This window comes from Rhodococcus wratislaviensis (assembly GCF_900455735.1).
In the GTDB taxonomy this organism is placed as follows: domain Bacteria; phylum Actinomycetota; class Actinomycetes; order Mycobacteriales; family Mycobacteriaceae; genus Rhodococcus_F; species Rhodococcus_F wratislaviensis.
This window is the reverse complement of sequence record NZ_UAUI01000026.1, coordinates 12,065-37,076: the sequence shown is the minus strand read 5'-3', so window position 1 is coordinate 37,076 and position 25,012 is coordinate 12,065. Positions and strand designations below refer to the sequence as shown.

General features: G+C 67.7%; 19 protein-coding genes. 5 read left to right on the top strand and 14 right to left on the bottom strand.

What is annotated here, in order from left to right; genetic code table 11:
• From DTA22_RS30650 to hisD, 3 genes are all read right to left on the bottom strand, one after another.
• The gene (locus DTA22_RS30650; RefSeq protein ID WP_112301944.1) at positions 1–1,587 is read right to left on the bottom strand and encodes a GMC oxidoreductase; all 1,587 of its coding nucleotides are present in this window, start codon (positions 1,585–1,587) and stop codon (positions 1–3) included.
• A gap of 171 nt (positions 1,588–1,758) precedes the next feature.
• Positions 1,759–3,153: an aspartate ammonia-lyase gene (locus tag DTA22_RS30645; protein WP_112301943.1), complete on the bottom strand. Its 1,395-nt coding sequence runs from the start codon at positions 3,151–3,153 to the stop codon at positions 1,759–1,761.
• Positions 3,150–4,475, bottom strand: coding sequence for a histidinol dehydrogenase (hisD, locus tag DTA22_RS30640; RefSeq protein ID WP_037241989.1), 1,326 nt, complete (start codon positions 4,473–4,475; stop codon positions 3,150–3,152). Before hisD ends, DTA22_RS30645 begins: the two co-directional genes overlap by 4 nt.
• 132 nt (positions 4,476–4,607) lie before the next feature.
• Between hisD and DTA22_RS30635 the strand changes: the two genes are divergently transcribed.
• The 3 genes from DTA22_RS30635 (at position 4,608) to DTA22_RS30625 (ending at position 9,025) form a co-directional block, all read left to right on the top strand.
• Positions 4,608–6,149, top strand: coding sequence for a PucR family transcriptional regulator (locus tag DTA22_RS30635; RefSeq protein ID WP_112301942.1), 1,542 nt, complete (start codon positions 4,608–4,610; stop codon positions 6,147–6,149).
• A gap of 236 nt (positions 6,150–6,385) precedes the next feature.
• Positions 6,386–7,675 carry an MFS transporter gene (locus DTA22_RS30630; RefSeq protein WP_112301941.1) on the top strand — a complete coding sequence of 430 codons (1,290 nt, stop codon included), beginning with the start codon at positions 6,386–6,388 and terminating at the stop codon, positions 7,673–7,675.
• 114 nt (positions 7,676–7,789) lie between these two features.
• Positions 7,790–9,025: an MFS transporter gene (locus DTA22_RS30625; RefSeq protein ID WP_112301940.1), complete on the top strand. Its 1,236-nt coding sequence runs from the start codon at positions 7,790–7,792 to the stop codon at positions 9,023–9,025.
• Positions 9,026–9,082: 57 nt separating this feature from the next.
• On the opposite strand, the gene DTA22_RS30620 is transcribed toward DTA22_RS30625, so the two are convergent.
• The 3 genes from DTA22_RS30620 to DTA22_RS30610 are packed head-to-tail and all read right to left on the bottom strand — an operon-like array spanning position 9,083 to position 13,139.
• Positions 9,083–10,669 (bottom strand): GMC oxidoreductase, encoded by a 1,587-nt coding sequence (locus DTA22_RS30620; protein WP_112301939.1) that lies wholly within the window; start codon positions 10,667–10,669, stop codon positions 9,083–9,085.
• Positions 10,666–12,453: a thiamine pyrophosphate-binding protein gene (locus DTA22_RS30615; RefSeq protein ID WP_112301938.1), complete on the bottom strand. Its 1,788-nt coding sequence runs from the start codon at positions 12,451–12,453 to the stop codon at positions 10,666–10,668. The genes DTA22_RS30620 and DTA22_RS30615 overlap by 4 nt, the downstream gene beginning before the upstream one ends.
• Before the next feature lie 20 nt (positions 12,454–12,473).
• Positions 12,474–13,139: a ThuA domain-containing protein gene (locus tag DTA22_RS30610; RefSeq protein ID WP_005244749.1), complete on the bottom strand. Its 666-nt coding sequence runs from the start codon at positions 13,137–13,139 to the stop codon at positions 12,474–12,476.
• 203 nt (positions 13,140–13,342) lie between these two features.
• On the opposite strand from DTA22_RS30610, the gene DTA22_RS30605 reads away from it, so the two are divergent.
• Entirely contained in the window at positions 13,343–14,404 is a 1,062-nt protein-coding gene (locus tag DTA22_RS30605; RefSeq protein WP_112301937.1) for a LacI family DNA-binding transcriptional regulator, read from the top strand.
• Positions 14,405–14,447: 43 nt separating this feature from the next.
• The gene (locus DTA22_RS30600; protein WP_112301936.1) at positions 14,448–15,332 is read left to right on the top strand and encodes an LLM class flavin-dependent oxidoreductase; all 885 of its coding nucleotides are present in this window, start codon (positions 14,448–14,450) and stop codon (positions 15,330–15,332) included.
• Between the two features lie 39 nt (positions 15,333–15,371).
• On the opposite strand, the gene DTA22_RS30595 is transcribed toward DTA22_RS30600, so the two are convergent.
• From DTA22_RS30595 to DTA22_RS30560, 8 genes are all read right to left on the bottom strand, one after another.
• Positions 15,372–16,406 (bottom strand): proline racemase family protein, encoded by a 1,035-nt coding sequence (locus DTA22_RS30595; RefSeq protein ID WP_037241965.1) that lies wholly within the window; start codon positions 16,404–16,406, stop codon positions 15,372–15,374.
• Positions 16,407–16,593: 187 nt separating this feature from the next.
• Positions 16,594–17,493, bottom strand: coding sequence for a dihydrodipicolinate synthase family protein (locus DTA22_RS30590; protein WP_037241964.1), 900 nt, complete (start codon positions 17,491–17,493; stop codon positions 16,594–16,596).
• Between the two features lie 180 nt (positions 17,494–17,673).
• Positions 17,674–19,014 (bottom strand): MFS transporter, encoded by a 1,341-nt coding sequence (locus tag DTA22_RS30585; protein WP_112301935.1) that lies wholly within the window; start codon positions 19,012–19,014, stop codon positions 17,674–17,676.
• Between the two features lie 70 nt (positions 19,015–19,084).
• Positions 19,085–20,419: an NAD(P)/FAD-dependent oxidoreductase gene (locus tag DTA22_RS30580; protein WP_112301934.1), complete on the bottom strand. Its 1,335-nt coding sequence runs from the start codon at positions 20,417–20,419 to the stop codon at positions 19,085–19,087.
• On the bottom strand, positions 20,416–21,855 hold the full coding sequence (locus DTA22_RS30575; protein WP_112301933.1) for an NAD(P)/FAD-dependent oxidoreductase: 1,440 nt from the start codon (positions 21,853–21,855) through the stop codon (positions 20,416–20,418). Before DTA22_RS30575 ends, DTA22_RS30580 begins: the two co-directional genes overlap by 4 nt.
• A complete protein-coding gene (locus DTA22_RS30570; protein WP_112301932.1) occupies positions 21,848–23,281 on the bottom strand; it encodes an FGGY family carbohydrate kinase in 1,434 nt (477 codons plus the stop codon). Before DTA22_RS30570 ends, DTA22_RS30575 begins: the two co-directional genes overlap by 8 nt.
• A gap of 35 nt (positions 23,282–23,316) precedes the next feature.
• On the bottom strand, positions 23,317–23,565 hold the full coding sequence (locus tag DTA22_RS30565; RefSeq protein ID WP_037241945.1) for a hypothetical protein: 249 nt from the start codon (positions 23,563–23,565) through the stop codon (positions 23,317–23,319).
• Positions 23,562–25,001 (bottom strand): aldehyde dehydrogenase family protein, encoded by a 1,440-nt coding sequence (locus DTA22_RS30560; protein ID WP_112301931.1) that lies wholly within the window; start codon positions 24,999–25,001, stop codon positions 23,562–23,564. The genes DTA22_RS30565 and DTA22_RS30560 overlap by 4 nt, the downstream gene beginning before the upstream one ends.
• Positions 25,002–25,012: the final 11 nt, after the last annotated feature.

Below are 25,012 nucleotides of genomic sequence, written 5' to 3'. Positions count from 1 at the left end.
TCACAGGGACGCGGACTGGGTCGGGGTGTCGTGGGAACGGGTCTTGCCGATTCGGTCGGCGATGCTCTCGGCGACGCGGAAGGCGTTGGCCGCGATGGACAGGGCAGGGTTCATCACGGGCAGGGACGGGAAGAAGGAGGAGTCGACGACGTACAGGTTGTCGACGTCGTGGGCGCGGCAGTCGGCGTCGAGCACGGAGGTCGCGGGGTCGGTTCCCGCCCGCACGGTGCCGGCCTGGTGGGAATTGACCTCGATGCCGGTGCCCTGGCTGAAGACGAACGGATAGCCGATCTTCCGGAGGATCTTCCGCACCTCGCGGACGAGGACCTCGTGGGCGCGAGTGTTGTTGGGGGTCCAGGCGATCTGGATGTTCCCCTCTTCGGTCAGGGTGACGCGGTTGTGCGGATCGGGCAGGTCCTCGGTGAACAGCCACCAGTCCATGCTGCGGGCGGTGGCCTGGCTCAGCGCCCACTTGGGGATCAGCGGTCGTTGGCCCTTGATCATCTCACCCTGCAACTTGCCGATGAGTTGCACGTGCCCCAGCGGGTAGGGGTGGTCATCGGTGCCGTGAGTGTAGAAATCGTTGATGTACAACGTCTTCTGGAACTCGGACGTGTTCTTCTTCAGCGGGTTGATGCCGACCATGATGGAGTTGTTGTGCACCATGTAGTTTCGTCCGACCATGCCGGAGGAGTTGGCGAGACCGTCCGGGTGCGCGGCGTTCGCCGACCGGAGCAGCAGTGCCGCCGAGTTGACGGCCCCACAGGACACCACCACGGTGCGGGCGTCGACGACGACTTCGGTACCGCGGTGCCGAAGTCGTACGCCGGTGGCCTGTTTCCCGCTCTCGTCGGTGAGCACGCGCTCGGCGTACGCGTTGGTCAGCAGTTCCACCGAGCCGGACGCGACGGCCGGCCGGACACAACGCACATCCGCGTCCGACTTCGCCAGCAACCGGCAGGGGAATCCGTCGCAGGTCTGACATCGGATGCAGCCGCCGCCGTCCCGCAGGTCGATGCCCAGTGGGATGTTCGACGGCGTGTACCCGAGACGCCGCAGTGCGTCGGCTGCCTCCTGCACCGGTGGCTCGTGTCCGATCGCCGGGTAGGGAAACGGCTCGTCGCGAGGAAGGGTCGGGTCGTCGGTGTGATCGCCGTGGACCCGGTACACCTCTTCTGCCCGTGCGTAATACGGAGCGAAGTCGTCGTACGAGAACGGCCACTCGGGAGATTCGCCGGCCTCGTGTTGCGTCGACTGGAAGTCTTCACGCCGGAACCGCACCAGCGACGAGCCGTACAGCTTCGTGTTCCCGCCGACGTAGTAGTACGTGCCGGGGCTGAACGGTCTGCCCTCGGTGTCGTACCACTGCTCGGCGTTCGCGTACCGGTGGCCCTCGAAGACCTCCTGCGGGTCCCAGTTCTGCTTTTCCTGCGGCAGGAAGTCGCCGCGCTCGATCAGAAGCACATCGACTCCCGAGTCCGCGAGCGCATAGGCGAGCGTTCCGCCGCCCATTCCGCTGCCGACGATGACGACGTCGTAGCTGTGTTTGCTCGGGCCTGTGGGCTCCCCCACGGATGCGTCTCTCATGGGTCCTGCTCCTCGGTCGTAGAAAGTGGTGTCACGGTCCTGCCGGGCGAGTCGACGCGAACCGGCAGCCGATGAATTGGTTATACGTATAACTAAAGGTTAGCGGCAGTGTGGTGGATGTCAACCCCACGCGAGCAACTCATCCCGGCGGGGATGAGCTGCCCGCGACCGTCAGGGCACGAGCGGTCGGGTGAGGTTCTCCGGCCGGAGCACGTCGTCGAGTTGCTCTCGGCTGAGCAGACCCCGCTCGAGTACGAGCGCGGCGACGGTGCGCCCGGTGGCGAGGGCGTCGGCCGCGATCGCGGTGGCGGCGGTGTACCCGATGTGCGGGTTGAGGGCGGTGACCACGCCGATCGACGCGTCCACCATGCTCTTCAGGTGGTCGATATTCGCGCCGATGCCGACCACGCAGCGCTGCTGTAGGACGGTGCATCCGCGGGTGAGCAGTTCGATCGTCTCGAACAGGCTGTGCGCGATGACGGGCTCGAAAGCATTGAGCTGAAGCTGCCCACCCTCGGCCGCCATCGTCACGGTCAGGTCGTTGCCGACCACCCGGTAGGCGATCTGGTTCACCACCTCCGGGATCACCGGGTTCACCTTCCCCGGCATGATCGACGACCCCGCCTGCACGGGCGGCAGCGTGATCTCACCGAAGCCGGCGCGCGGCCCCGACGACAGGAGCCGAAGGTCGTTGCAGATCTTGGACAGCTTCACCGCGGTGCGCTTGAGCACCCCGGACAGCTGGACGAACGCCCCGACGTCCTGGGTGGCTTCGATCAGGTCGGACGCCGTCGTCACCTCGATCCCGGTGATCGCGGCAAGATGCTCGCGCACCCGCCACGCGTACTCGTGGTGCGCGTTGAGACCGGTCCCGATCGCGGTTCCGCCCAGATTGATCTCGGAGATGAGCGTCGCCGCCTCGCCGAGCCGCTGAGAATCCTCGTCGATCATGAGAGCGAACGTCGCGATCTCCTGGCCGAGGGTCATCGGAACCGCATCCTGCAATTGGGTGCGGCCGACCTTGAGGACGTCGGAGAATTCCGTCGACTTCACCGCGAACGCCGCCGCCAAGTCCTGCATGGCCGCCCGCAGCCTGGTCAGGGCGGTTTGCAGGCCGGCCTTGATCGCGGTGGGGTAGACGTCGTTCGTGCTCTGGCTCAGGTTCACGTGCTCGAGCGGATGGAGATACTCGTAGTGGCCGCGCCGGTGGCCGAGCAATTCCAGCGCCCGGTTGGCCACCACCTCGTTGGCGTTCATGTTCGTCGACGTGCCGGCACCGCCCTGGATGACGTCCACGACGAACTGGTCGCGCAGTGCACCGGCCCGGATCTCCTCGCACGCCGCGACGATGGCGTCCGCCTCGCGCCGCGGCAGCAGGCCGAGGCCGGCGTTGGTCTCCGCCGCCGCCTGCTTGACGGCCGCCAGCGCCGACACGAGGTCGGGATGGCTGGCCAGCGGGATGCCGGTGATCGGGAAGTTCTCCGTCGCCCGCAGAGTGTGGATGCCGTAATAGGCGTCGTCGGGGACCTCGCGGTCGCCGAGGAGGTCGTGTTCGATGCGGGTCATCGTTCGGACGTCACGCGGGTCGGGAGATCGCCCCACGGGAGCGGGGCGTTGCCGAACTTGGCGGCGCGGAGGTCTCCGGAGCGGGCGTGTCCCTCGAACTTCTCCAGGCGCGACAGGCGGCCGCAGACCTCGCCGAGCTTGGCGCTGCTGCCGAGGTCGCGCACCTCCTGGTAGGTGAGCGTCTTGAGGAACTTGCCCACCCACAGACCGCCTGTGTAGCGGGCCGCACCGAGCGTCGGGAGGACGTGGTTGGTGCCGATCAGCTTGTCGCCGTAAGGAACACACGTTCCTTCGCCGAGGAACAGGGCGCCGTAGTTCCGCATGGAGGTCAGGGCCTGACGGGGGTCCTCGGTGAGGATCTGGACGTGCTCGGACGCGAAGACGTCGGCGAGCCGGTATGCCTCGTCGAGGGTGTCCACCACGTGGATCTGACCGTGATCACGCCACGCGGGACCGGCGATGGCGTTTGTCACCAGGCCGGGGAGCAGGGCCTCGATGTGGTCGATCACCGCTCGTCCCACGGACTCTGACGTGGTGATCAGCACGCACGGCGAATCGGGGCCGTGCTCGGCCTGACTCAGCAGATCGACGGCGATGGTGAACGGGTCGGCCAGGTGGTCGGCGACGATGAGCGTTTCGGTCGGTCCGGCGAAGAGGTCGATCCCGACCTCGCCGAACAGCTGGCGCTTCGCCTCGGCCACGTAGGCGTTGCCGGGGCCGGTGAGGATGGACACCGGGTCGATGGTTTCGGTGCCCAGCGCGAGTGCGGCGACGGCCTGTACTCCGCCGAGGACGAAGATCTCGTCGGCGCCGGCGAGGTGCATCGCTGCGACGCTGATCTGGGGTGGCTCGCCTGCATTCGGGGGCGTCGTCGCGGCGACGCGGTCGACACCCGCGACCTTCGCGGTGAGCACCGTCATGTGCGCGGACGCGGTCAGTGGGTAGCGCCCGCCGGGGACGTAGGCGGCCGCCGCGTCGATCGGGACGTTGCGGTGCCCGAGGAACACGCCCGGCAGGGTCTCGACCTCGAGGTCCTGGATGGAGTCCCGCTGCGCCTGGGCGAAGTCGCGAATCTGACGCTGCGCGAATCGCAGATCGTCGAGGACGGTCTCGGGAACGGACTTCACGATGTCCGCGACGCGGTCCTCGCTCAGCCGGAACGATTCGGGGGACCAGCCGTCGAACTTCTCGGAGTACTTCCGGACGGCCTCGTCGCCGTTCGCGCGGACATCGGCGATGACGGCGGCGACGGTGTCGACCACGGCGGGGTTGCTCGCCCGCTGCGCTGGTTCACCGACGGCGGCCTTGAGAACGAATGACATGGGATGCTTCCTTCGGATGAGCGAGGGGCTGGATCTGTTGTCACTCAGCATCGGGGTGCCACCTGTGTTTCCGACAGTTGCATTGTGGGAACTGTTTACGTCGGTTCATGCACGTTCTGTGTACCATTGAGCATGGTCTTCACCGTCGCCGACGCTCTCGACATCGATCTCCTGAAGGATGCGGGAGCCCGAGTCCTGACCGGATCGGGCAGCCTCGATCGTGAGGTCCGCTGGGTGCATTCGTCGGAGATCTCGGATATCGCCCGCTTCCTCCGGGGTGGAGAATTACTGCTGACCGCCGGGCTCGGAATGGGCAGGACGGACGCTCTTCAGCGGGTGTTCGTGCGCGCAGCCGCCCATGCCGGGGCCGCCGCTCTCGTCATCGAGGAGTCGGGACGGATGTTCGACCGCGTACCGGATGCCGTAGTCGCCGAAGGGCAGGCCTGCGACCTGCCGATCATCGCCCTCGCCCGCGAGGTGTCGTTCGCCGGTGTCTCGTCGCAGGTGCACGAGATCCTGACCGGCAAGCGCCTGCAGGCGCTCACGCACGAGAGGGAAGTCGAGTCCACGTTCTCGAACCTTCTCCTGGACGGCGCCGACTACCTCTCGATCGTGCAGACGCTGGCCGAACTCACCGACGGCACGGTGGTGCTCGAGAACATCGCGCATCGCGTGATGGCGTACGTCGGCGAGTTCGACGAGGAGGCAGGCATCGAGGACTGGGACCGGCACGCGCGGGGCCTCCACAGCGACGACAGCGGATGCGTCCGCAGGCCGGTCCTGATGCGCGGTCAGCCGTGGGGCTGGATTCACGTCTTCACCGACCGGCCCGCGACCGAACGGTCCACCGCCGCCTTCGCGACCGAGCGTGCCGCCGCGGCAGTCGCGATCTCGTTGCTGACGGACCGGAGCCGGGAAGCGAGGGACGATCAGCGGAGCACGGCACTGATCACGCGACTGCTGATCGGCGATCTCTCCGGGGCCGAATTCGTCGACCAGGCAGGCAGACTCGGATACCAGCTGGGGTCGGGTCAGATCGTCGTCGTCATCGCGAACAAGGACGCCCGAGACGAGTCGTCCGGTCCGCGCGCCGGCCGTCAGATCGACACGGGTGCGATCAGCGCCGACATGGGCGACTACGTCGTCGCCGTGGCGGCGGAGTCCGGCCGGACCCGCGCCGAACTCGCGGGCCTGCTCGGGAAAATGGAGCACGGCGGTGGCATGAGCCGCGCGGTGCCCGCATCGATGTTGCCGGTCGCGGTCACGCAGGCGAAGAGTGCCGCCGCGGTGTCGCGCTCCCTGCCTGCCTCACCCGTGCTGCATTTCGACGACCTCGGCGTCGAACGCCTGCTCGTGACATTGGCGCAGGGTCCCGAGCTCGCCAGCTTCGTCGAGGACGAGCTCGGCCCACTGCTCACGAAGGACGCGCAGTCCACGACCCCGCTGTTGCCGACGCTGCGAGCATTCCTTTCCGTCGACGGCCGCAAGACCGAAGCGGCGGAGAAACTCTTCATCCAGCGCCGGACCTTGTACAACCGGCTCGACCGAATCGCCGCGATCCTGGGCAAATCCCTGGATGACGCCGCCACTCGCCAAAGCCTGCTGCTCGCGGTGAAGGGACTGGATCTGCTCGAGGGGTCGTCGGTCGTGGCTCGGCGGAGCGGGCGACCATGATTCGGAGTGGGCGACCATGACGAGGCCGACGCCGGCTTCTCATTCTGTGCAGTCTGCGCGCAGGAGGTACACGCTCTGTACCTGTTGTGCGGCGCGTCACCTTCGTAATGTTTTCTTCGAGATTCCGGCCATCCAGTCGGCGTTGATCGAAAGTTCACGCACTCGCTACTCGCTGAACGGATGCCTACCCCCGTAGGCATCCGCGGCGGTCCGAGACCTACCGCAAGGACGAAATCATGGCAACACATGGAGCAGGCACCGCTCCCGTGCTCGACCATACACGCGTGCGAAAGGCGCGAATCGCAACATTCTTCGGCTTCTTCCAGCTCGGCGCCGTGATGTTGATGTGGTCGACGAGCACCACCTCGTTGCGTAGTCACCTCGGATGGGAAGGCGACGGCGGCGACTCCCAGTTCGGCCTCCTCGCGCTGTCGATCGGCATCGGCGCAGCCGTCGGCTGCTTCGCCATCGGCCCCTTCATCGATCGGTACGGCCCGCGAAACACGGCCATGCCCACGATGGTCGTCTACCCCCTCTGTTACATCCCCCTCGCCTTCCTCGACGGCCTGGTCGGAGCGATGGTGATCGGCGTGCTCATCGGACTGCTCCGCGGTGCCTTCGACACGGCGTTCAACACCCACGGTGTGCAGGTCGAGCGGTACTACGGGCGACCCATCATGTCCGCGTTCCACGCCGCCTACCCGGCGGGCGGCTTCGTTCTCGGCCTCGTCGGCAGCGCCCTGGCCCGGCACTTCACCGACAGTCCGGCCGTCGCCTACATCTCGATCGGCGTGGTCCTATCGGTCCTCGGTGTCGTCTTCGGCAAGTGGCTTCTCTCCCTCGACGAGTTGCTGCCTCCGGAGCAGGACGAGATTCCGGGCGCCGCCGACCCCGCGCACCCGGGGAAGCGGTCGGCCACCACGGCGACGCTGCTCGTGATGATCGGATTCGGTGTGCTCCTGCTCGGATCGATGTTGAGCGAGGGCGCGGTCCTGGACTGGGGCCAGGAATTCGTTCGCCGCGCGGTCGGCACCACGGCAGGCCTGGCGGCGACGGCTGTCACGCTCTACTCGGGGGCTCAGTTCGTCGGCCGGTTGTTCGGCGACAAGCTGGCCGAGTACTTCGGTGCTCGACTCATCGTCGGCGCGAGCGGTGTCATCGGTGCCGCCGGTGCGCTTCTCGCGATGCTGGGCGGCTCGGCGCCACTCGCGCTCACCGGCTTCGTGCTGCTGGGGCTCGGCCTGGCGTGCATGGCGCCGCTCATGCTGTCGGCGGCCGGGCGACGCGATCCCGAGAACGCGGGACGGAACATCGGTCTGGTCAACGCAATCGGCTACGTGGGCATGCTGGTCGGGCCGGCCGCGATCACCGTCGTCGTCGACAACCTCGGAATCGAATGGATGCCGCTTCTGCCGGCCATCCTTCTCGCGCTGATCGCGATCGGCGGTCCCGCGCTGATGCGCCTGGTGCCGCGCTACCACAAGCCGGCGTCGGAGACGAGCAGGCACGAGGTCGCGACCGGCTAGGTCGTCCACGCTTCCGGTTACTGCGGTCCGGCACCTTTCGAGGTGTCGGACCGCGTTTCGTGTCGGTCCCTGTTGATACGATTAACCATTCCCGACCCGAATGAGGAGACAGCTGTGCCTACCGAGAGTCCGACGTTGAAGCACGGTGAACGTGGCTGGAAAACAGCAACTTTCGTCATCTTCGTCGGAACGGGGATCACCTATGCGTCCTGGGTGACCCGCACCCCCGCCATTCGCTCGTCCCTGGGAGTCGGCACGGGCGACATGGGTCTGATCATTCTCGGTTTGTCGATCGGATCGATGGCGGGACTGCTGCTCGCCAGTCCCGTCGTCGCGCGGATCGGTGCCCGTCACGTCATCACGGCCGCGGCCGCCGTCGCGAGCCTCGGCCTGTTCACGGTGGGTCTCGGTTCGGGTGTCGCGATCGCTGCCCTGGTCGGTCTGGGACTCGCATTCACGGGTGCGGGCTTCGGCATGTGCGAGGTGGCCCTCAACGTCGAGGGAGCCGCGATCGAGAAGCGCATGGGACGCAGCTTTCTGCCGTCGCTGCACGGTGCGTTCAGTCTCGGAACGCTCGCAGGCGCCGGCCTCGGGGCGATCGCCGAACTGTTCGACATTCCTGTGCCCCTGCATCTCGGGGTGCTTGCCGTCGTGGTCCTCGTGTCGAGCGGGAGTGTCGTGGCACTGCTACCGCCGGCTACCGGACGCGAGATCACGCGCCCGCGCCGGCGGGCAGGGATATCAGGCGGCCTGACGGTCTGGCGGGACACCCGAATCGTTCTCCTCGGCCTGATCGCGCTCGGCATGGCGTTCGCGGAGGGAAGCGCCAACGACTGGCTGCCGCTCGGGATCGTCGACGGATACGGCGTCGGCTCGGCCACCGGTGCCGCGTTCTACGTCGTGTTCGTGGCCGCGATGACGTCGGGCCGACTGCTCGGCGGCCGCGTCGTCGACCGGTACGGCCGCTCCGTGACCGTCCGCTGGTCCGCGGCGCTTGCGGTGGCGGGGATCCTGACGGTCATCCTGGCGGGGAATCTGATACTCGCCGCGGTCGGCTGCGCGTTGTGGGGTGTCGGTGTGGCCCTGGGGTTTCCGCTGGCGCTGTCCGCGGCAGCCGACTCGGATGCCGACGCGGCGCGACGCGTCAGCGCGGTGTCGACGCTCGGGTACATGGCGTTTCTGGTCGGGCCGCCGCTTCTCGGGCTGCTCGGGGAGCAGTTCGGACTCCTGCAGGCCTTCTACGTCGTCCTGGCCGGCGCCGTCCTCGCCGGGCTGGTGGCGAGTGCAGCCGGAGAAGCCCGCGAGACCGACGAGGTTCCACTCGCCGAGGAACAGATCTGCTCGAAATGACGACGTGATCGCCCGGCCTCCGAGAACGAGGCCGGGCGATCACGTGGTCGGGCTACATCACACTGCGGCAGAGGCGATGTGGGGTGCGACGCGCAGCGCGTTGGCCGCGATGGTCAGCGCGGGATTGAGCGCCGCCGACGACGGGAAGAACGATCCGTCCACGACCCACAGGTTGTCGACGTCGTGACTGCGGCAGTTCGGGTCGAGGACGCTCGCCGCCGGATCGGTACCCGCGACCGCGGTTCCGCACATGTGCGAGTTCGTCGCGATCCCCATCCGCTCGGTGAGGATGATCGGATACCCCGCCTTGCGGACCGCGGCGGAGACGCGGCGAACCAGTTCACTGTGCGGCGCAGTGTTGTTGGGTGTCCAGTCGACGACGATCCGGTCGCCGTCGACCCGGACCCGGTTGTCCCGCGTCGGCAGATCCTCGGTGGTGAGGTAGATGTCGAGGCTGCGATCCACCACCGCCTTCAGCGCCCACAGCGGGGCCCAGGGCCGCGCCCCCTTCACATGGGCGGCCTGCAGCTTGCCGAGCATCTGCAGATTACCGAGCGGGTACTCGTTGTTCGGGCCCGCGACGTACCAGTCGTTGATGCCCAGCGTCTTCTGCCACGCAGTCGTGTTCTTGTGGAACGGGTTGACGCCCATGAAGAACGTGCTGTTGTGCACCATGTAGTTCCGGCCCAGCAGCCCCGACGAGTTGCCGAGGCCGTCCGGATTCCGCTCGTCGGCCGAGCGGAGCAGCAGTGCTGCGGTGTTGACCGCCCCTGCCGAGACCACGAACTGGTTGGCCGTGATCCGGATCGTGCGACCACGGAACTCGGCCTCCGCGGCGACGATTCGCGTGCCCTTCGCGTCGGTGAGCAGACGCGTCACCTTCGCTTCGGTGAGCAGGCGCACCCGATCCGACTCGAGAGCCGGGCGCAGCGCGCGGTTCTCCGCTTCACTCTTGTGATCGGTCTGCGACGGGGTGCCGTCCGACGCCGTCGACTGCCGGCGATGCTCCTGCGTGGTCAGGTTCATGCCGTTCGGTGTGTGGAACGGATGCAGTCCCTGCCGGCGGAGGGAGGACGCGAATCGCTCGATCGTCGGCTCGTGCGGCAACGGTGGCAACGGGTACGGAGACGACCGCGGCGGTTCCGTCGGATCCTCGCCGTCGATGCCGTGCACCTGGTAGAGGCGCTCCGCCTCGGCATAGAACGGTTCGAGATCGGCGTAGCTGAACGGCCACTTCGGTGAGATGCCGTCGTAGTGCTGCGTCTCCTCGAAATCCGTGACGCGGAAGCGGGGGAGGCTGCCGCCGTAGAACTTGGTGTTGCCTCCCACCCAGTAGTACACGCCGGGCTGGAACGCTTCTCCGTTGCTGCCGTCGAACCACGGTTCCGCGGTCTTGTACCGGCCCTCGAGGAACATCTCCGCGGCCTGCGAGTTCTCCACCTCACGGGGGAGGAACCGCCCGCGCTCGACGACCAGGACGTCGACGTCCCGATCGCGGAGCGCCCACGCCAGCGTCGAGCCACCCATCCCGGATCCGACGACCACGACATCGGCGGTGACCGTGTCGGAGTCGCCCACATCGACCACCGCGCCCTCGCGCAGTGGTGAATACGCGTCGATCTGATCGTGTCCCGACGTTCTCACAGGTGCTGTTCCTTGGCTCGCGTCGCCCAGTACTCGTCCTGACGCTCGTCCTCGATGTACGCGGGAACGGGGAAGTCCCACCAGCCGGGAACCCAGGGTCCCGCCGCATCGCGATCGGTCGGGATCTCGATCAGCGCAGGCGCTTTCGAGTCGAAGGCCTTCCGGTAGGTGCTCTCGAGGTCGGCCGGGTCGTCCACCCGGAACGATTCGAGTCCGAAGGACTGGCCGAGCGCCTTGAAGTCGGGACTGTACGGGGTGCCGTCGGGGCGGTTGAACTCAGTGCCGATGTGCCGGCTGGTCTGCTTGCGCTGCCCACCGCGGATGGACATGAAGCCCGCGTTGTCCTGGACCACGAAGACCACCGGAATGTCGTGCTGCACGCAGACACCGATCTCCTGCGACGTCATGAGGAAGTCGCCGTCACCGACGACACACGCCACCTGCCGGTCGGGGGCGGCGAGCTTGGCGCCGATCGCGGCGGGCACGGCCCAGCCCATGGACGAGAATCCGCCGGACGTCAGGTGGGTGCGCGGGTGATACACCGGGAACGTCTGCTTCACGGCGCCCTGGGTGTTGCCGGAACCGGCGACGATGATGCCGTCCCGCTCCATCACCGAGCGCAGGCCGCCGAGAGGGCGTTGCGAGGTGAACGGGAAGCGGTCGGAATCGCGCCGGCCGGCGAGCTTGGCCTCCCACTCCGCCTTCAGCTGCTCGAGTTCGGCGAGGTATTCGGACCGGTCGGCGCTGCTGCGGGGGAGGGAGGCGACGATCGCGGCGACGGTCGGCTTGGCGTCGGCGACGATGCCGACCTCGGCCGGGTAGTTCTTGCCGATCTCGTGCGGATCGATGTCGATGTGGATGAGTTTGGCGGGCGGAATCGAGAACGTCACTCCCTGCGCGTAGCTGGAGGAGGACCAGTCGGTGAACCGGCATCCGATGGAGATCACCACATCGGCGCGGGAGGCGACGGCGTTGCCCACGATCGTTCCGGTCTGGCCGACGCTGCCGGCGAACAGCGCGTGGTCCTCGGGGAACGCGCCCTTGCCGTTCCACGTGGTGACCACGGGGATCTGCCACGCCTCGGCGAGGGCGAGCACTTCGCCGGCCGAGTCGGACGTGATGGCGCCGCCGCCGACGACTATCACCGGCCGGCGTGAGTCACGGAGCACGTCGACGGCCTTGTCGATCGCCAGCGGGTCGGGCTGCTGGAGTCCGACCGGCAGCCGTCGCGCGAGGTCGTGGAGGGAGACGTCGGCGGCCTCGGCCTGCACGTCCATCGGCACCTCGATGTGCGCCGGCCCCGGGCGACCGGTCAGCATGGTGCTGAACGCGCGGTGCATGATGAACGGCAGTTCCTCCACGCGGGTGGCGACCCAGCTGCGCTTCGACACCGCGTCGGTGACCTGCGGAAAGCCGTTGTCGGTGTGCCGCTCGAGTTCCTGGAGCAGACCGCGCCCACGCATGTGGGTGGGCGGCCCGCCGGTGATGCACAGCAGGCTCGTCGAGTCGCTGTACGCGGTCGCGAGACCGAGCACGGTGTTCGCCGCTCCCGCCCCGATCGACGCCACCGCGGCCATCGGCTTCCCGGACACCCGGTAGTACCCGTCCGCGAGGTGGGTGGCGCTCTGCTCGTGGTAGACCTGGATGAACGGGATCTCGGACCCCTTCTCCAGGAACGCATCGGTGAGCGACCAGATGCCGTGGCCCGGAATGCCGGTGACGTACTCGACGCCGTACTGCTTCAGGACCTGGGCGACCACCTGCCCGCCGGTCAATTTCGCCATGATCGTTTCTCCTTGCTGTGTCAGTTCGCTACGCGGGCGGCGTAGCGCAGTCCCTGCTTGGTCAGTCGGCGCACGTTCGGCTCCGACAGGTCTGCCGGCGTGTGGCCGATCGAGTGGTAGAAGACCCGGCCGGCGCCCCACTGGCGCACCCACGCCACCGGGCTGCGGAGGCCCTCCAGCCAGGGCAGGTGCTCGCCGCTGAACTCGGTCTCCGCGAGTACCCGGTTGTTCGGGTCGACGTGCATGTAGTACTGCTCGGACGCCACGGCGAAGTCCTCGACACCCGCGGTCACCTCGTGCTCGCGGTCGGTGATGCTCACCTTGTACGGCTGCGGGAAAGCCTCTCCCGCAGGATGTTCGACGAAGTCGCCGCCGAGAAGGAAGTGGTACTTGAGGCTAGCCCGGAACGCGGCTGCGGCGCCGTGCCACGCCGCGACCCCGGTTCCGGCCGCGACGGCGTCGAGCAGGTTCTTCTCCTGTGAATCGCTCAGGTCTTCGGTGGTGAGCGCGTTGTTCCAGCCGAGCACGATCAGGTCGTACCCGGTCAGGTCGCGATCGAGGGTGAAGATGTCCTGCGACTCCTCGACCTGGTAGTTCAGCTCGGAAAACAGTTCGCGTGCCCATGCGGCGATGTCGTACGGATGGTGGCCGGGCCAGCCTCCGTAGAGGTAGAGGACCTTGGTCATGAGTGCTCCCATGGATGGTGAAGCCGGAATGGTGAAACGATTAACTTATGGTGGTGAATCGTATCACCGAGCGGAGGTCTGTCAATGGGGGAATTCGAGGGGAGAGTCGAGCGCGCCGGGACGCGGGCTAGGATCGGTCCCGCCATGTGTGCGCTGCGGTGCGCGCCGGTTGTGGCCGAAGATCGCCGACGAGGGAGTTCGACTTGGTCACGATGAAGGACGTCGCCCGAGCGGCCGGAGTATCGGTCGCCACCGTCTCCTACGCCTTCAGTAAATCGTCGAAGGTCTCTGCGACACAACGGGAACGCATCTACTCCGTCGCCGCGGAACTCGGCTACGCCGGCCCGAACATCGCCGGGAGCAGTCTGCGGTCGGGGCGGATCGGCGCGGTCGGCGTGATCGTGCCCGACTCCCCGGTGCAGGCGCTCGAGGATCCGTCCGTGACCCTGCTGATGAAGGGCATCGCTGAGATCGGGAACTCGGCCGACATCGCCCTCACCCTGTTTCCGGCCTCACGCGGTGGATCCCCGGATTCACCGCCGAACTCGCTGGTTCTCCGGGGACTCGTGGACGGGGTGGTCATCCACAACGTCCCCGACGGTCATCCTCTGGTCGAGGCGATCATCGCGCGCGGTATCCCGGCCGTCGTGGTCGATTCGCCGCGAAGCGCGGGACTACCGTTCGTGGCCATCGACGACCGGCACGGCGCCTACCTGCAGATGGACCACATCCTGAGCCTGGGCCATCGACGCATCGGGATCATCGTCGACAAGCTCGGCCAGGATTCCGACTGCCGGATGGTCACGGCAGACGACGTCGGCGCGGCGACCGAACGCAACGCGCGGGAGCGCCTCGCCGGCTACTTCGCCGCGGCCCGGGACCACCACCTCCCGGTGGAGGAACTGTCGATCGTCGTGGCGGGCAACATCGACCGCGCCGCCGGCGACGAGGCCACCCGGATCCTGCTCGACGCCGCTCGGCCGACCGCCCTCGTAGCGACGTCCGACGTGCACGCGGTGGCGGCGTGGCAGGTACTACGCGAGCGCGGCCTGACGGTGCCCGGCGACATGTCCATCATCGGGTTCGACGACGCACCCGTGGCAGAACTTCTCGGTCTCAGCACAATTCATCAGCCGATCGTCGAGAAGGGCCGCGCGGCCGCGACGATCCTGCTCGATCGCCTGGGCGGCGGCACCCGCACACGGTCGTTGATGAAGACGTCGCTGGTCGTCCGCGCCAGCACCGCGCCGCCGCGCGAAATGTGACGATGCTCCGCACCGGCCGGGCGTTATCCCTCATGATGGATCGATGACGAGTGCGGTGCCGCGACTGGGCGTGACGTTCATCCCGACGATCGAACCCGAGCGGTTGAAGGACTTCGCACGGGCCGCCGAGGACAGTGGCCTCGACGAGATCTGGTTGTGGGAAGACTGTTTCAAGGAGAGCGGCGTGGCTTCGGCGGCCGCAGCACTCGCGTGGACGGAGCGAATCCACGTCGGTGTCGGGTTGATGCCTGTCCCGCTGCGCAACGTCGCGCTCACCGCGATGGAGATCGCCACGCTCGCTCGGTTGTTCCCCGGTCGAGTGATCGCGGGTATCGGACACGGAGTGCAGGGATGGATGGAGCAGGTGGGTGCCCGGGCGGCGTCGCCGATGACGCTCCTCGAGGAGTACACGGTGGCGCTCCGGGCGCTGTTGGACGGTGAGTCGGTGAGCACGGACGGCCGGTATGTCCGGCTCGACGACGTGAAACTCGACTGGCCTCCCGCGGAGCGGGTTCCGCTGATGCTGGGCGGCGAGGGCCCCAAGTCGATTCGCCTGGCGGCACGACTGGGTGACGGCAACCTCGTCACCTCCGCGGTCGCCGACGACGACATCCGGAGAACCCGCGACCTGATCCTGGACGAAATCGGAGCCGACGGTGCCGCCGCGCAGCGGGTGATCGTGCCGAAGATCGCCGCCACCGGTGACGGTGCGCAGCAACGGGTGGACGAGGAAGTGGCGCGGTGGGGAAAGCCGGCCGACAGGGGTATCGGGGTCGCGGGCGATGCGGGCACCGTCGCCGCGGAGGTGCGAAGGCTCGCCCGGCTGGGTGCGACGTCGGTGGCGTTAGCACCGACCGAGGACGAACCGGACCTGCTGGGCTTCGTCGAGTTCCTCGGTCGCGACGTCAGACCGCTGATCCCCACGTGAGTGGCAAAGCGTGCCCGGGCACACTTTGCCACTCACGTGTCAGGTGGCGGTCGGCCAGGTGTCGGACAGGGTGTAGCCGGTGGGGAACGGGTCGGCGGGGTCGAGTCCGACCTGACTGAGTTCGGTGATGTACGCCTGGCCGCTGACGCGGGGAACCACGGCGTCGTACGTTCCGACCTTCGTCAGTCTGTCGATCCGGCTCTCGAAGCGACTGCCGATCACCGATTCGTGCACGAACTTCTCCCCGACCTCGATGAGGCCCTTCGCCTTCAGCACCGCCAGTCGAGCGGACGTGCCGGTGCCGCAGGGCGAGCGGTCGAGCCGGCCGGGGGAGACCACCACGGCATTCCGGGCGGTCAGTACCCCGTCGGTGCGGGAGAGCGGGCCGACGAACTCGGTCTGGGTGATTCCGGCGAACTCCGGATTGGTCGGGTGCACCGCGGGGATCTGCTCGGCGGCGGCGGTCTTGAGCTTCTGTCCGAGGTCGCAGATCTCGCGCGCCTCGTCGGGTTGCAACTTCAATCCGAGTTGGTCGGCGTCTGCGAGCACGTAGGCCATGCCCCCCCACGCCACGTCGACGGTGAGGGTGCCGTAGCCGTCGAGTTCGAGCGGCACCCCGACCTCGTAGGCGAACGCGGGCTGGTTCTCGAACTCGACGCTCGTCACCTTGCCGTTCTCGCAGGTGCAGCGAATGCGGATGAGTCCGGCGGGTGCTTCCAGCACGATGTCGGTGACCGGTTCGACCATCGGAATCATGCCGGTCTCGAGCAGTGCGGTGGCGACACACATGGTGTTGCTCCCCGACATGGCCGGGTATTCCGTGGACTCGGCGATGACGTAGCCCATCTGGGCCTCGGGGTCTGTCGCCGGGACGACGAAGTTGACGCACTGGGTCACCGAGCCCCGCGGCTCGTGGAGCAGAAGCTGACGGAGGTCGTCGCGATGCTCGCGGAAGTGCTTCATCTTCTCGAAGACCGTGGCACCGGGGACGTCGCCGATTCCGCCGGTGACGACGTTGTTGATCTCGCCCCCGACGTGACACTTCACTACGTTGACTACTCGACTCCAGCGCACGATCTTCCTCCGTGTATTCGTCTGCGTTGCGGTGGCCTGGTTCTACCCTGCCAGGGCTGAACTTCTCCTCGCCTGCCGGCGAGAGGCGAGGCCGGCAGCGGGGGTGATTGCTGCCGGCCTCTGCGCACGTGTCGGGGAAGGGTCACTCCGTGATGAACGCGCGCGGTCTGGGATCGGGACACACGCCCTAGCTGCGGGCGTAGGTGAGCCCGGTCTCGGCGATGAGCTTGGTGAGCTCTTCCTTCTTGTCCGCGGGCAGCTCACCGTACGGTGCGCGGGGCACTCCGAGGTCCACGCCGACGGCCCGGGCGGCAGCCTTGGTGGCCACGGCGTAGCCCTCCTTGCCGAGGAAGTCGAGGACGTTCCACAGCCGCTTGAAGATTTCGAGGGCCTCGGTGTACTTGCCGGCCTTGGCGAGTTCGTAGATCGCGACGCACTCCTTGGGGGCGAAGTTGGGCGCACCCCAGATGGAACCGGCGGCACCGGCGGAAAAGGCGGGCAGCACGATCGTGTCCCAGCCGACGAAGGTGTCGATGGCGTCGCCGAGGTTGAAGATGAGGTCGAAGGCCTGCTCGATCGACCCGGACGTGTCCTTGATGTACTTGACGGCGTCCGTGCGTTCGAGCAGTTCACGGTAGAACGGGCGGTCGAGGTTCATGCCCGTGACACCGGGCAGGTTGTACGCGATCACCGGGATGTTCGCCGTTTCGCCGACGGTGGCGAAGTACTCGATGACCTCGTGGCGCGTGGGGGCCTCGTAGAAGGGCTGCACCAGCAGGACAGCGTCGGCGCCTGCGTCGGCTGCGTGCCGGGACAGTTCGATGGCCTCCGCCGTGCGGGTGGAACCGGTCTGGGGTGCGACGGGCACGCGACCGGCGGCCTGGTCGATGACGACCGTGTTGACGAGCTTGCGTTCGTCGAGCGTGAGGGCTGCGAACTCTCCGGTGCTGCCGCCGGGGACCAGGCCGTGCAGTCCGTTCTCGATCAGGAAGTCGACGTGGTTGCGCAGTGCGCCTTCGTCGACGGAGCCGTCCTGGGCGAAGGGAGTGGAGACGGCGGCGAGGATGCCACCCAGCTTCTTGGTCATGTCGTGTCCTGTTCGGTGGTGGTGGTCGATGCCCGTTGTGGGGTCCTCGACTGGTGAACTTCCGGGAACTCGCTCTGGCCTTCGACAATTGTTAAATTGGCGATTGTCGACAAGAGAACGATGTCAAATCTAAGGTCGATCCCCGGTGGTGTCAAGGGATCGGCCGGGGTTCTTCGGCCGCTATTCGCCGACGGTGATGGGATCGCGGTGGAGGGGTTCCGCCTCCACCCTCGCATCGACTTTCCGGCCTGCCGTTTCGTGGAGCGTTGCCGCCGCCACGATGGCCATCACGCCCGTCACGATCAGGATGACCGAAGGCGACAACGGACTGCCGGTTGCCGCGATCAGATACGTCGCCACATACGGCGCGGTGCCGCCGAAGACTGCGACCGAGATGTTGAATCCGATCGAGAATCCTGCGTACCGAACACGACTCGGGAAGATCTCCACCATCGCTGCGCCGGACGCGGACATGAACATGGCGAGGCAGATCCCCATCGTGGCGTGCGCAACGACGATTGCGGGGACATTCCCCGTCGCGAACGCCATGAACGCGGGATAGACGATCAGCGTGCTCGAGACGGCGCCGAGGATGATCACCGGTTTGCGACCGTAGTGGTCGGAGAAGCGGGCGAACACGAAGATGGCGACCGCCGCCGAGCACAGGCACGTGACCGTCGACGCGGAGGCCAGGCCGAACGAGAATCCCACCTCCGACTGCAGATACGTCTCCATGTAGACGAAGATGAAGTAGAAGGCCGCGGCCTGCAGCGCAATGCAACCGACCACCTGCACGATCTGCCTGCGACTGGTCGCGAGGGCGTCCTTGACCGGGGACTCGCTGACTTCACCCGACGACTGAAGTCGTTCGAATTCCGCTGTGTCGCTGAGCTTCAGGCGAATGTAGAGACCGACCAGCCCGAGCGGTCCCGCGATGAGGAAGGGGATTCGCCAGCCCCATTCGAACATCGCCGTTTCGCTCAGTGCGGCGTTGAGGCCGAGGATGAGAACCGACGCCGCCGCGTTGGCCAGGTAGCTCGAGCAGTGCCAGAAGCTGACGGTGCGCGCCCGCCTGCCGCGTTTCGCGGATTCGACGAGGAACGTCGCCGCGCCGCCGGGTTCGCCGCCGGCGGCGAAGCCCTGGATGATCCGCAGTGTCACCAGCAGTGCCGGGGCCGCGAGGCCGATGGTGGCGTATCCCGGCAGCAGGCCGACCGCGAAGGTCGACAGCGACATCAGAATGATCACTGTCGCAAGGATCTTCTTGCGGCCGACCTTGTCTCCGAGCCGGCCGAAGACGAAGCCGCCGATCGGATTCATCAGGAACGCGACTCCGAACGCGGCGAACGTCGCCAGCAGGCTCGTCGCCGGATTCTCGGAGGGGAAGAAGATCTGGCCGAGCAGGACGGCGAGGAATCCGTATGCCGCGAAGTCGAACCAGGTGATGAAGTTTCCGATCGCGGCGGCCGTGATGGCCCGCCGCATCTCGGGGCCGTGCAAACCGCCCTGTACTTCCGTCATGTGTCTTCCGATCGGTCGTTGTTTATTGTCGACAATCTGGTGGTGCCGAACGAGTTTCGGTGATGTGTGCTCAGCTGCAGCGTGAGGGGATGAATTCCCCGACCGCGTTGCGGGTGGCGTCCGGCCGAGGCGCGTTGGCCAGCCCGACGGTCACGGGTCCCAGCGTCGGGTCGACGGCATCCATGATCGACCACGGCACCCGGAAGACCCGTCCCGGTGAGGCTGCCCACGGCAGCAGCGTGGTCGCGACGACGCGACCCCGCTGCGAGACAGTCACCTTCGGGAATCGGACCAGCTGTTCGGTCCACAGCAGCAGGCGCCGGCGTGGTGGGGCGGGATCGCCTGCCCGGAGCAGTCCCGGGGACACCCAGCGGAACGGCGGCGCCGCGAGGATGCGCACCGCGGCCGCACCCGGGTCGATCACTTCGCCGGCGTCGAGGAACGCCGCGACCCGATCGGCGGCGAACGTGCCGTCGAGGGCCGCGATGTCGGCGGTGTCGACGGGGTGCAGCACGTTGCCCGCGGCGAAGACGCCCGGCCGGCTGGTGCGCAGAGCGGTGTCGACCAGCGGCCCCTTCGTTCCGGGGTCGAGGGCGATACCCGCCGTGCGCGCGAGTTCGTGGTCCGGGATCCAGTCGCCGGTGAAGACGACGGTGTCGCATTCGACGATCTCGCGTGCGCCGGTGTCGAGGTTCTCGATCTCGACCGCCTCCAGATTCCCGCGACCGATGATCCGCACGACGCGGGTGCGGGTGGCGATCGGGAGCCGGAACAGCGCCTTACCGGGAATGGTGAAGGCGGCGTAGGACTCCGGCGACGGGTACTGCGTCGTCATGAGCACGGTCCTGCACCCGGCGTGTTTCAGCGTCATGACGGCGGACCAGCTCACCAGTTCGCCGCCGACGACCACCGCGCGTCTTCCGACCCGTCCGTGGTGCAGGTGCACGATGTTCTGCAGCTGTCCGGTGGTGTAGACCCCGGACGGTCTGTCGCCGGGAATCATGCGGGCCGGACGGGCACGCTCGCGGGCACCGGTGGCCAGGACGAGCGCCCGGGACTCGATGCGGAGGAGACCCGCCGGTGAGGTGACGTCGAGGGCGCCGTCGGGATGCACCGCCGTCACCATCGCGTTCGTCATGATGTCGGCGCCCGCGGACTTCGCCTGCCGCACCAGGCGTTCGGCGTAGGCCGGGCCGCCGATGAACGTGTGCATGTCGCGGATGCCGTAGCCGGGGTGATCGCAGTGCCGCGGGATCCCACCCGCACGGTGCTCGCGGTCCAGGACGAGGGCCTGGCGCCCGTGGGCGTTTCCGAGTTGCGTGGCCGCAGCCAATCCGGCGGGACCTGCGCCGACGATGGCGACGTCGGCGGTCACCACGGTGCGTGAGGTGTCGGGAGCGCTCATCGGACGGCTTCCTTCCGGGTCTCGGTCGCCTCGGGCGAACCGGCGGGGCATCGATGTGCATCGACGAGCGAACCGACCTCGGCGCCGCAGAAGAAGCCCTGGCACCGGCCGTTCATCGCCCTGGTGCGGCGACGGAGCCCTTCGAGTCCGGCCGGGGGGATCAGCGACTGGTACGCGTCGCGGATCTCGCCCGCCGTGACGCGCTCGCAGAAGCAGACGACTCTGCCGTATTCGCTGTCACACGCGATGAGTTCGGCGTCCTGATACGGGCGAGTGAATGCTTCGCCGATGTTCGGCATCCGGGGTGGCGGCGGCAATTCGGTGCGTGCGCTGTCGAGAACGCCTGCTTTAATGAGCAGTTCGCCGACGTACTCGGCCACCGCCATTCCGGATGTCAGCCCGGTCGAGCGGATTCCGCCGACCAGGACGTAACGCTGATCGTGGTCGACCTCGACGAGGTAGTCGCCGTGGTCGGTGGCGGCACGGAGGCCGGCATACGTGGCGGTGACCTCCTCCTCGAGCAGGCGGGGCATCAGCGTGCCGCCCTTGCCCAGCAGGAATTCGAAGCCGGCTTCCGACGTCGCCGTCGCGGAACGGTCGGTGAGGTCTTCCGCGGTGGGGCCGAGCATCACGTTGCCGTAGATCGTCGGGCTGACGAGAACCCCCTTGCCGCGCGACGTCGGGACGGGGAGCACGATCTTGTCGATCAGCGGTCGCGCGAGCTTGTCGAAGACGAGCAGTTCGCCGCGCCGCGGCGTGACGTGGAATCGGTCGTAGCCGAATTCCCCGTCGACGTAGTCGGCTCCGAGCCCGGCGGCGTTGATCACCCATCGCGCGCTGATGTCGCCGCTCGACGTGTGCAGGATCGTCCGCTCGGACAGGACGGTCACCGACTCGGCGCGGGTCCGCGTCCGCAGTGTCACTCCGCGGGCGACGGCATCGGTGGCCAGCGCGAGGTTGGTTGTCCAGGTGCAGATGATCGACTCGTCGGGGACGGTGAGCCCGCCGAGCGCGCCGTCACCGAGCGCAGGCACGAGCCGGTACACCTCGTCGGCGTCGATGATGTCGCAGAGGGTGTAGCCGTTGTCGGCTGCCTTGTCGCGCAGGCCCGGCAGTGCGGCCAGTTCCTCGTCGTTCCACGCGACGAGGATGGCGCCCGACCGCTCGACGGGAATCCCGGTCTGCTGGGCGTATTCGGAGAGCAGGGTGTACCCGCGGCTCACCATGCGGGATTCGAGCGTGCCCGGCTTCGCGTCGAATCCGGTGTGCAGGATCGCCGTGTTCGCCTTGCTCGTCCCGTCGCCCACGTCGTCCCGCGCCTCGACGAGTGCCACGGTGTGGGGGTATCCGGCCAGCTCCCGTGCGATCGCCGAGCCGACGATGCCCGCACCGAGCACGACGAAATCGTAGTCGGGGGGAGGAGGGGTGTCAGTCATCGCTTTTCTCCTGTGGCAGCGCCGCGCGTGCGGCCGCCCGCCAGTGGTGTCGGAATTCCGCCGCGCGGTCGACCGACCACCGCGGATCGTAGGTGGTGGCCGGTTCCCAGTCGGCTACCGCGTCCTCCAGGGACAGGTCGGGGTTCAGTGACAATCGGGCGCAGGCCGCGGCACCGAGCGCGGTGGCGTGGGACGACGGATAGACGTCGAGAGGGATCTGGATCAGATCGGCCGTGGCCTGCATGAGGCGGCGGGACCGGGTGAGCCCGCCGTCCACCCGCAGCCGGGTGAGTGGAGCGCCCAGGTCACCTTCGACGGCAGACACCAGCTCCGCTGTTTGCGCCGCCAGTCCCTCGAGGACGGCGGCCACCAACTGGGACCGATCGGTGGACAACGTCATCCCGGAGAACGACGCCGTCGCGTCCGGCCGCCACCACGGTGCGGCGAGACCGGCCAGTGCGGGCACGAAATACGTTCCACCGGAATCGTGCGCGGCCACACTGTCGAGGTCGCGCGCCGACTCGATCAAGCCGAGGTCCTGGATCCACCGGATGGCGGAGGCGGCGGTGTAGGCCTGGCCGTCGACGCAGTACGACGTCTTTCCGCGCACGCTCCACGCGACACAGGACGCCAACCCGGCGGCCGACCGGACCGGGAGCGTGCCGGTGTTGGCGAGCAGGAACGCCCCGGTGCCGAACGTGCACTTGGCAGTGCCCGCGTCGAAGCACCGCTCCGCAAGGAGGGCCGCCTGCTGATCGACGACGAGACCTCCCACGGCAGCGTCGGATCCGAAGACATCGGTGGTTCCCACGACGACGTCGTTGGCGACGATGGCAGGCATCCGTTCGGCGGAGAGCGCGAACAGATCGAGGAGCTGCGGATCCCACGCGACCGTGTCGAGATCGGTGAGGAGCGAGCGGCTGGCAGTGGCGGAATCCGTGACGAACTCCCCGGTCAGGTAGTGCACGATCCAGCTGTCCGTCGTGGTGACCACACCCGATGCGGTGGCGTTCTGCCGCAACCACTGCATCTTCGGCGCCGAGAAGTACGGATCCAGCACGAGGCCCGTCCGCTGTTCGACCCATGCCTTGGACTCGGACTTGTCGCGGCACAGCTGGTCCGACCGGCGGTCCTGCCACACCACGGCCTGGCTGAGCGGGCGGCCGGTGTCCGGGTCCCACACCAGGACGGTCTCACCCTGATTGGCGAGCGAGACTGCGGACACGGGCACACCGGCCTTCGCGACCGCGCTCCGTCCCGCTTCGAGGACCGAGCCCAGCAGTTCCATCGGGTCCTGCTCCACGCCACCGGCGGCGAGATATGCCGGACGGACCGGTGTTTCGGCGATCGCGAGGACGTCGCCGTCCTCGGAGACGACGACAGCCTTCGTGCCGGACGTGCCCTGGTCGATGGCAAGGACTGTCACAGCTTTTCCTTTCGAATCGGAGGGGTGGACCGGATCTAGCCGGTCCGAGTGCGAGAATCGAACTCGTATCTCGCAGTCGTGTCGTCGACCCGCCACACGTCGACGTTGCCGTCCCACAGCGTCACCAACCAGCACTCGCGCCCGCGCGACGGCACGACCATGGTGGCGTGCGCCCAGGGCGAGGCCGTACCGCTGCGCAGGTCGATCCGCCGGATGGCCCGTCCGACCGCGTCTTCCGGCTCCCACGTGCCCCACGCGGTGTCGTGGCGGCTCGGCGCCGTCACGACAGGCTCACGATGACGTGCTTGACCCGGGTGAATTCCTCGAGACCGGCCGCGCCGCCCTCTTTGCCGTAGCCCGAGCCCTTGAAGCCGCCGAGCGGTCCTTCCGGGCCGACCGCCATGTGGTTGTTGACCCACACGACCCCGGACTCGATCGCGTTGACGTTCCGCAGCGCACGACCGATGTCGCGGGTCCAGACGGACGCGGCGAGACCCTGCTCGACCGCATTCGCCTTCTCCAGCGCGTCCGCCTCGTCGGTGAACGTCTGGACCGTCGCCACCGGGCCGAAGATCTCTTCCTGCACCAGCCGATCGTCCTGCTGCAGGCCGTCGATGAGGGTGGGCTCGTAGAAGTAGCCGGGGCCGTCGACGATCTTGCCGCCGGTCACGACCCGTGCGTGGTCGGGCCTGCCGTCGACGAGCTCTGCGACGCGGGCCCGCTGGCCCTCCGAGATGAGAGGTCCGAGAACCGTCGAACTGTCGGCCGCATCACCGATCCGGGCCGCCCTCAGGCTGTCGGCCAACGCCGCGACGAACGTGTCGTGGATGGTCTCGCTCACCAGCAGCCGGGTTGCCGACATGCACTCCTGGCCGGCGTTGAACAGGATGCCGTTGGTGAGGATCGGGAGTGCGGCCTCGAGGTCGACGTCGTCGTAGACGACGACGGGAGCGTTCCCGCCCAGCTCCAGCACCAGCCGTTTGGGTGTGGCACCCGCAGCTTCGGCGATCCGCTGTCCGGCCGACGTCGAACCGGTGAAGGACACGAGGTTGACGTCGGGGTGACGAACGAGAGCGTCTCCGACCACACTGCCCTTGCCGTGCACGACATTGAGAACACCCGGGGGCAGCAGCTGCTGCGCGAGCTCCGCGAACCGGGTCGTGGCCAGCGGGGTCAGCTCGGCCGGCTTGACGACCACGGTGTTGCCGGCGACCAGTGCGGGTGCCAGCTTCCAGATCGCCTGCCAGAGAGGGAAATTCCACGGCGTGATACCGAGTACGACGCCCAGGGGTTCGCGCCGGACGAAGCTGGTGTTGCCGGCGGTGAATTCACCGGCGGCCTGGGCGGACAATGCCCGCCCCGCGCCGGCGAAGTGCCGGAACGCCGCGACGATGCCGGGAAGCTCGTCACCTTTCGCCGCCGTCGTCGGCTTGCCGGCATCGAGGGTCTCGAGGTCGGCGAGTTCGTCCAGGTTCGTCTCGAGGAGGTTGGCGAGGTCGTGCAGAATCTGCGAGCGTTCGCCGGGCGTCTTCGCGGCCCAGGCAGGGAAGGCCGCGCGGGCTGCATCGACGGCGCGGTAGCCGTCCTCGACGGTCGATTCCCGGAGTTCGGCGACGACCTCGCCGGTGGACGGGTTGCGGACCTGTCGCACCTGCTCGGAGGATCCTGCCACGGCCTTGCCGTCGATGATGTTGGTGACGGAACGAAGCGTGGATGACATGAAGTTCCTTT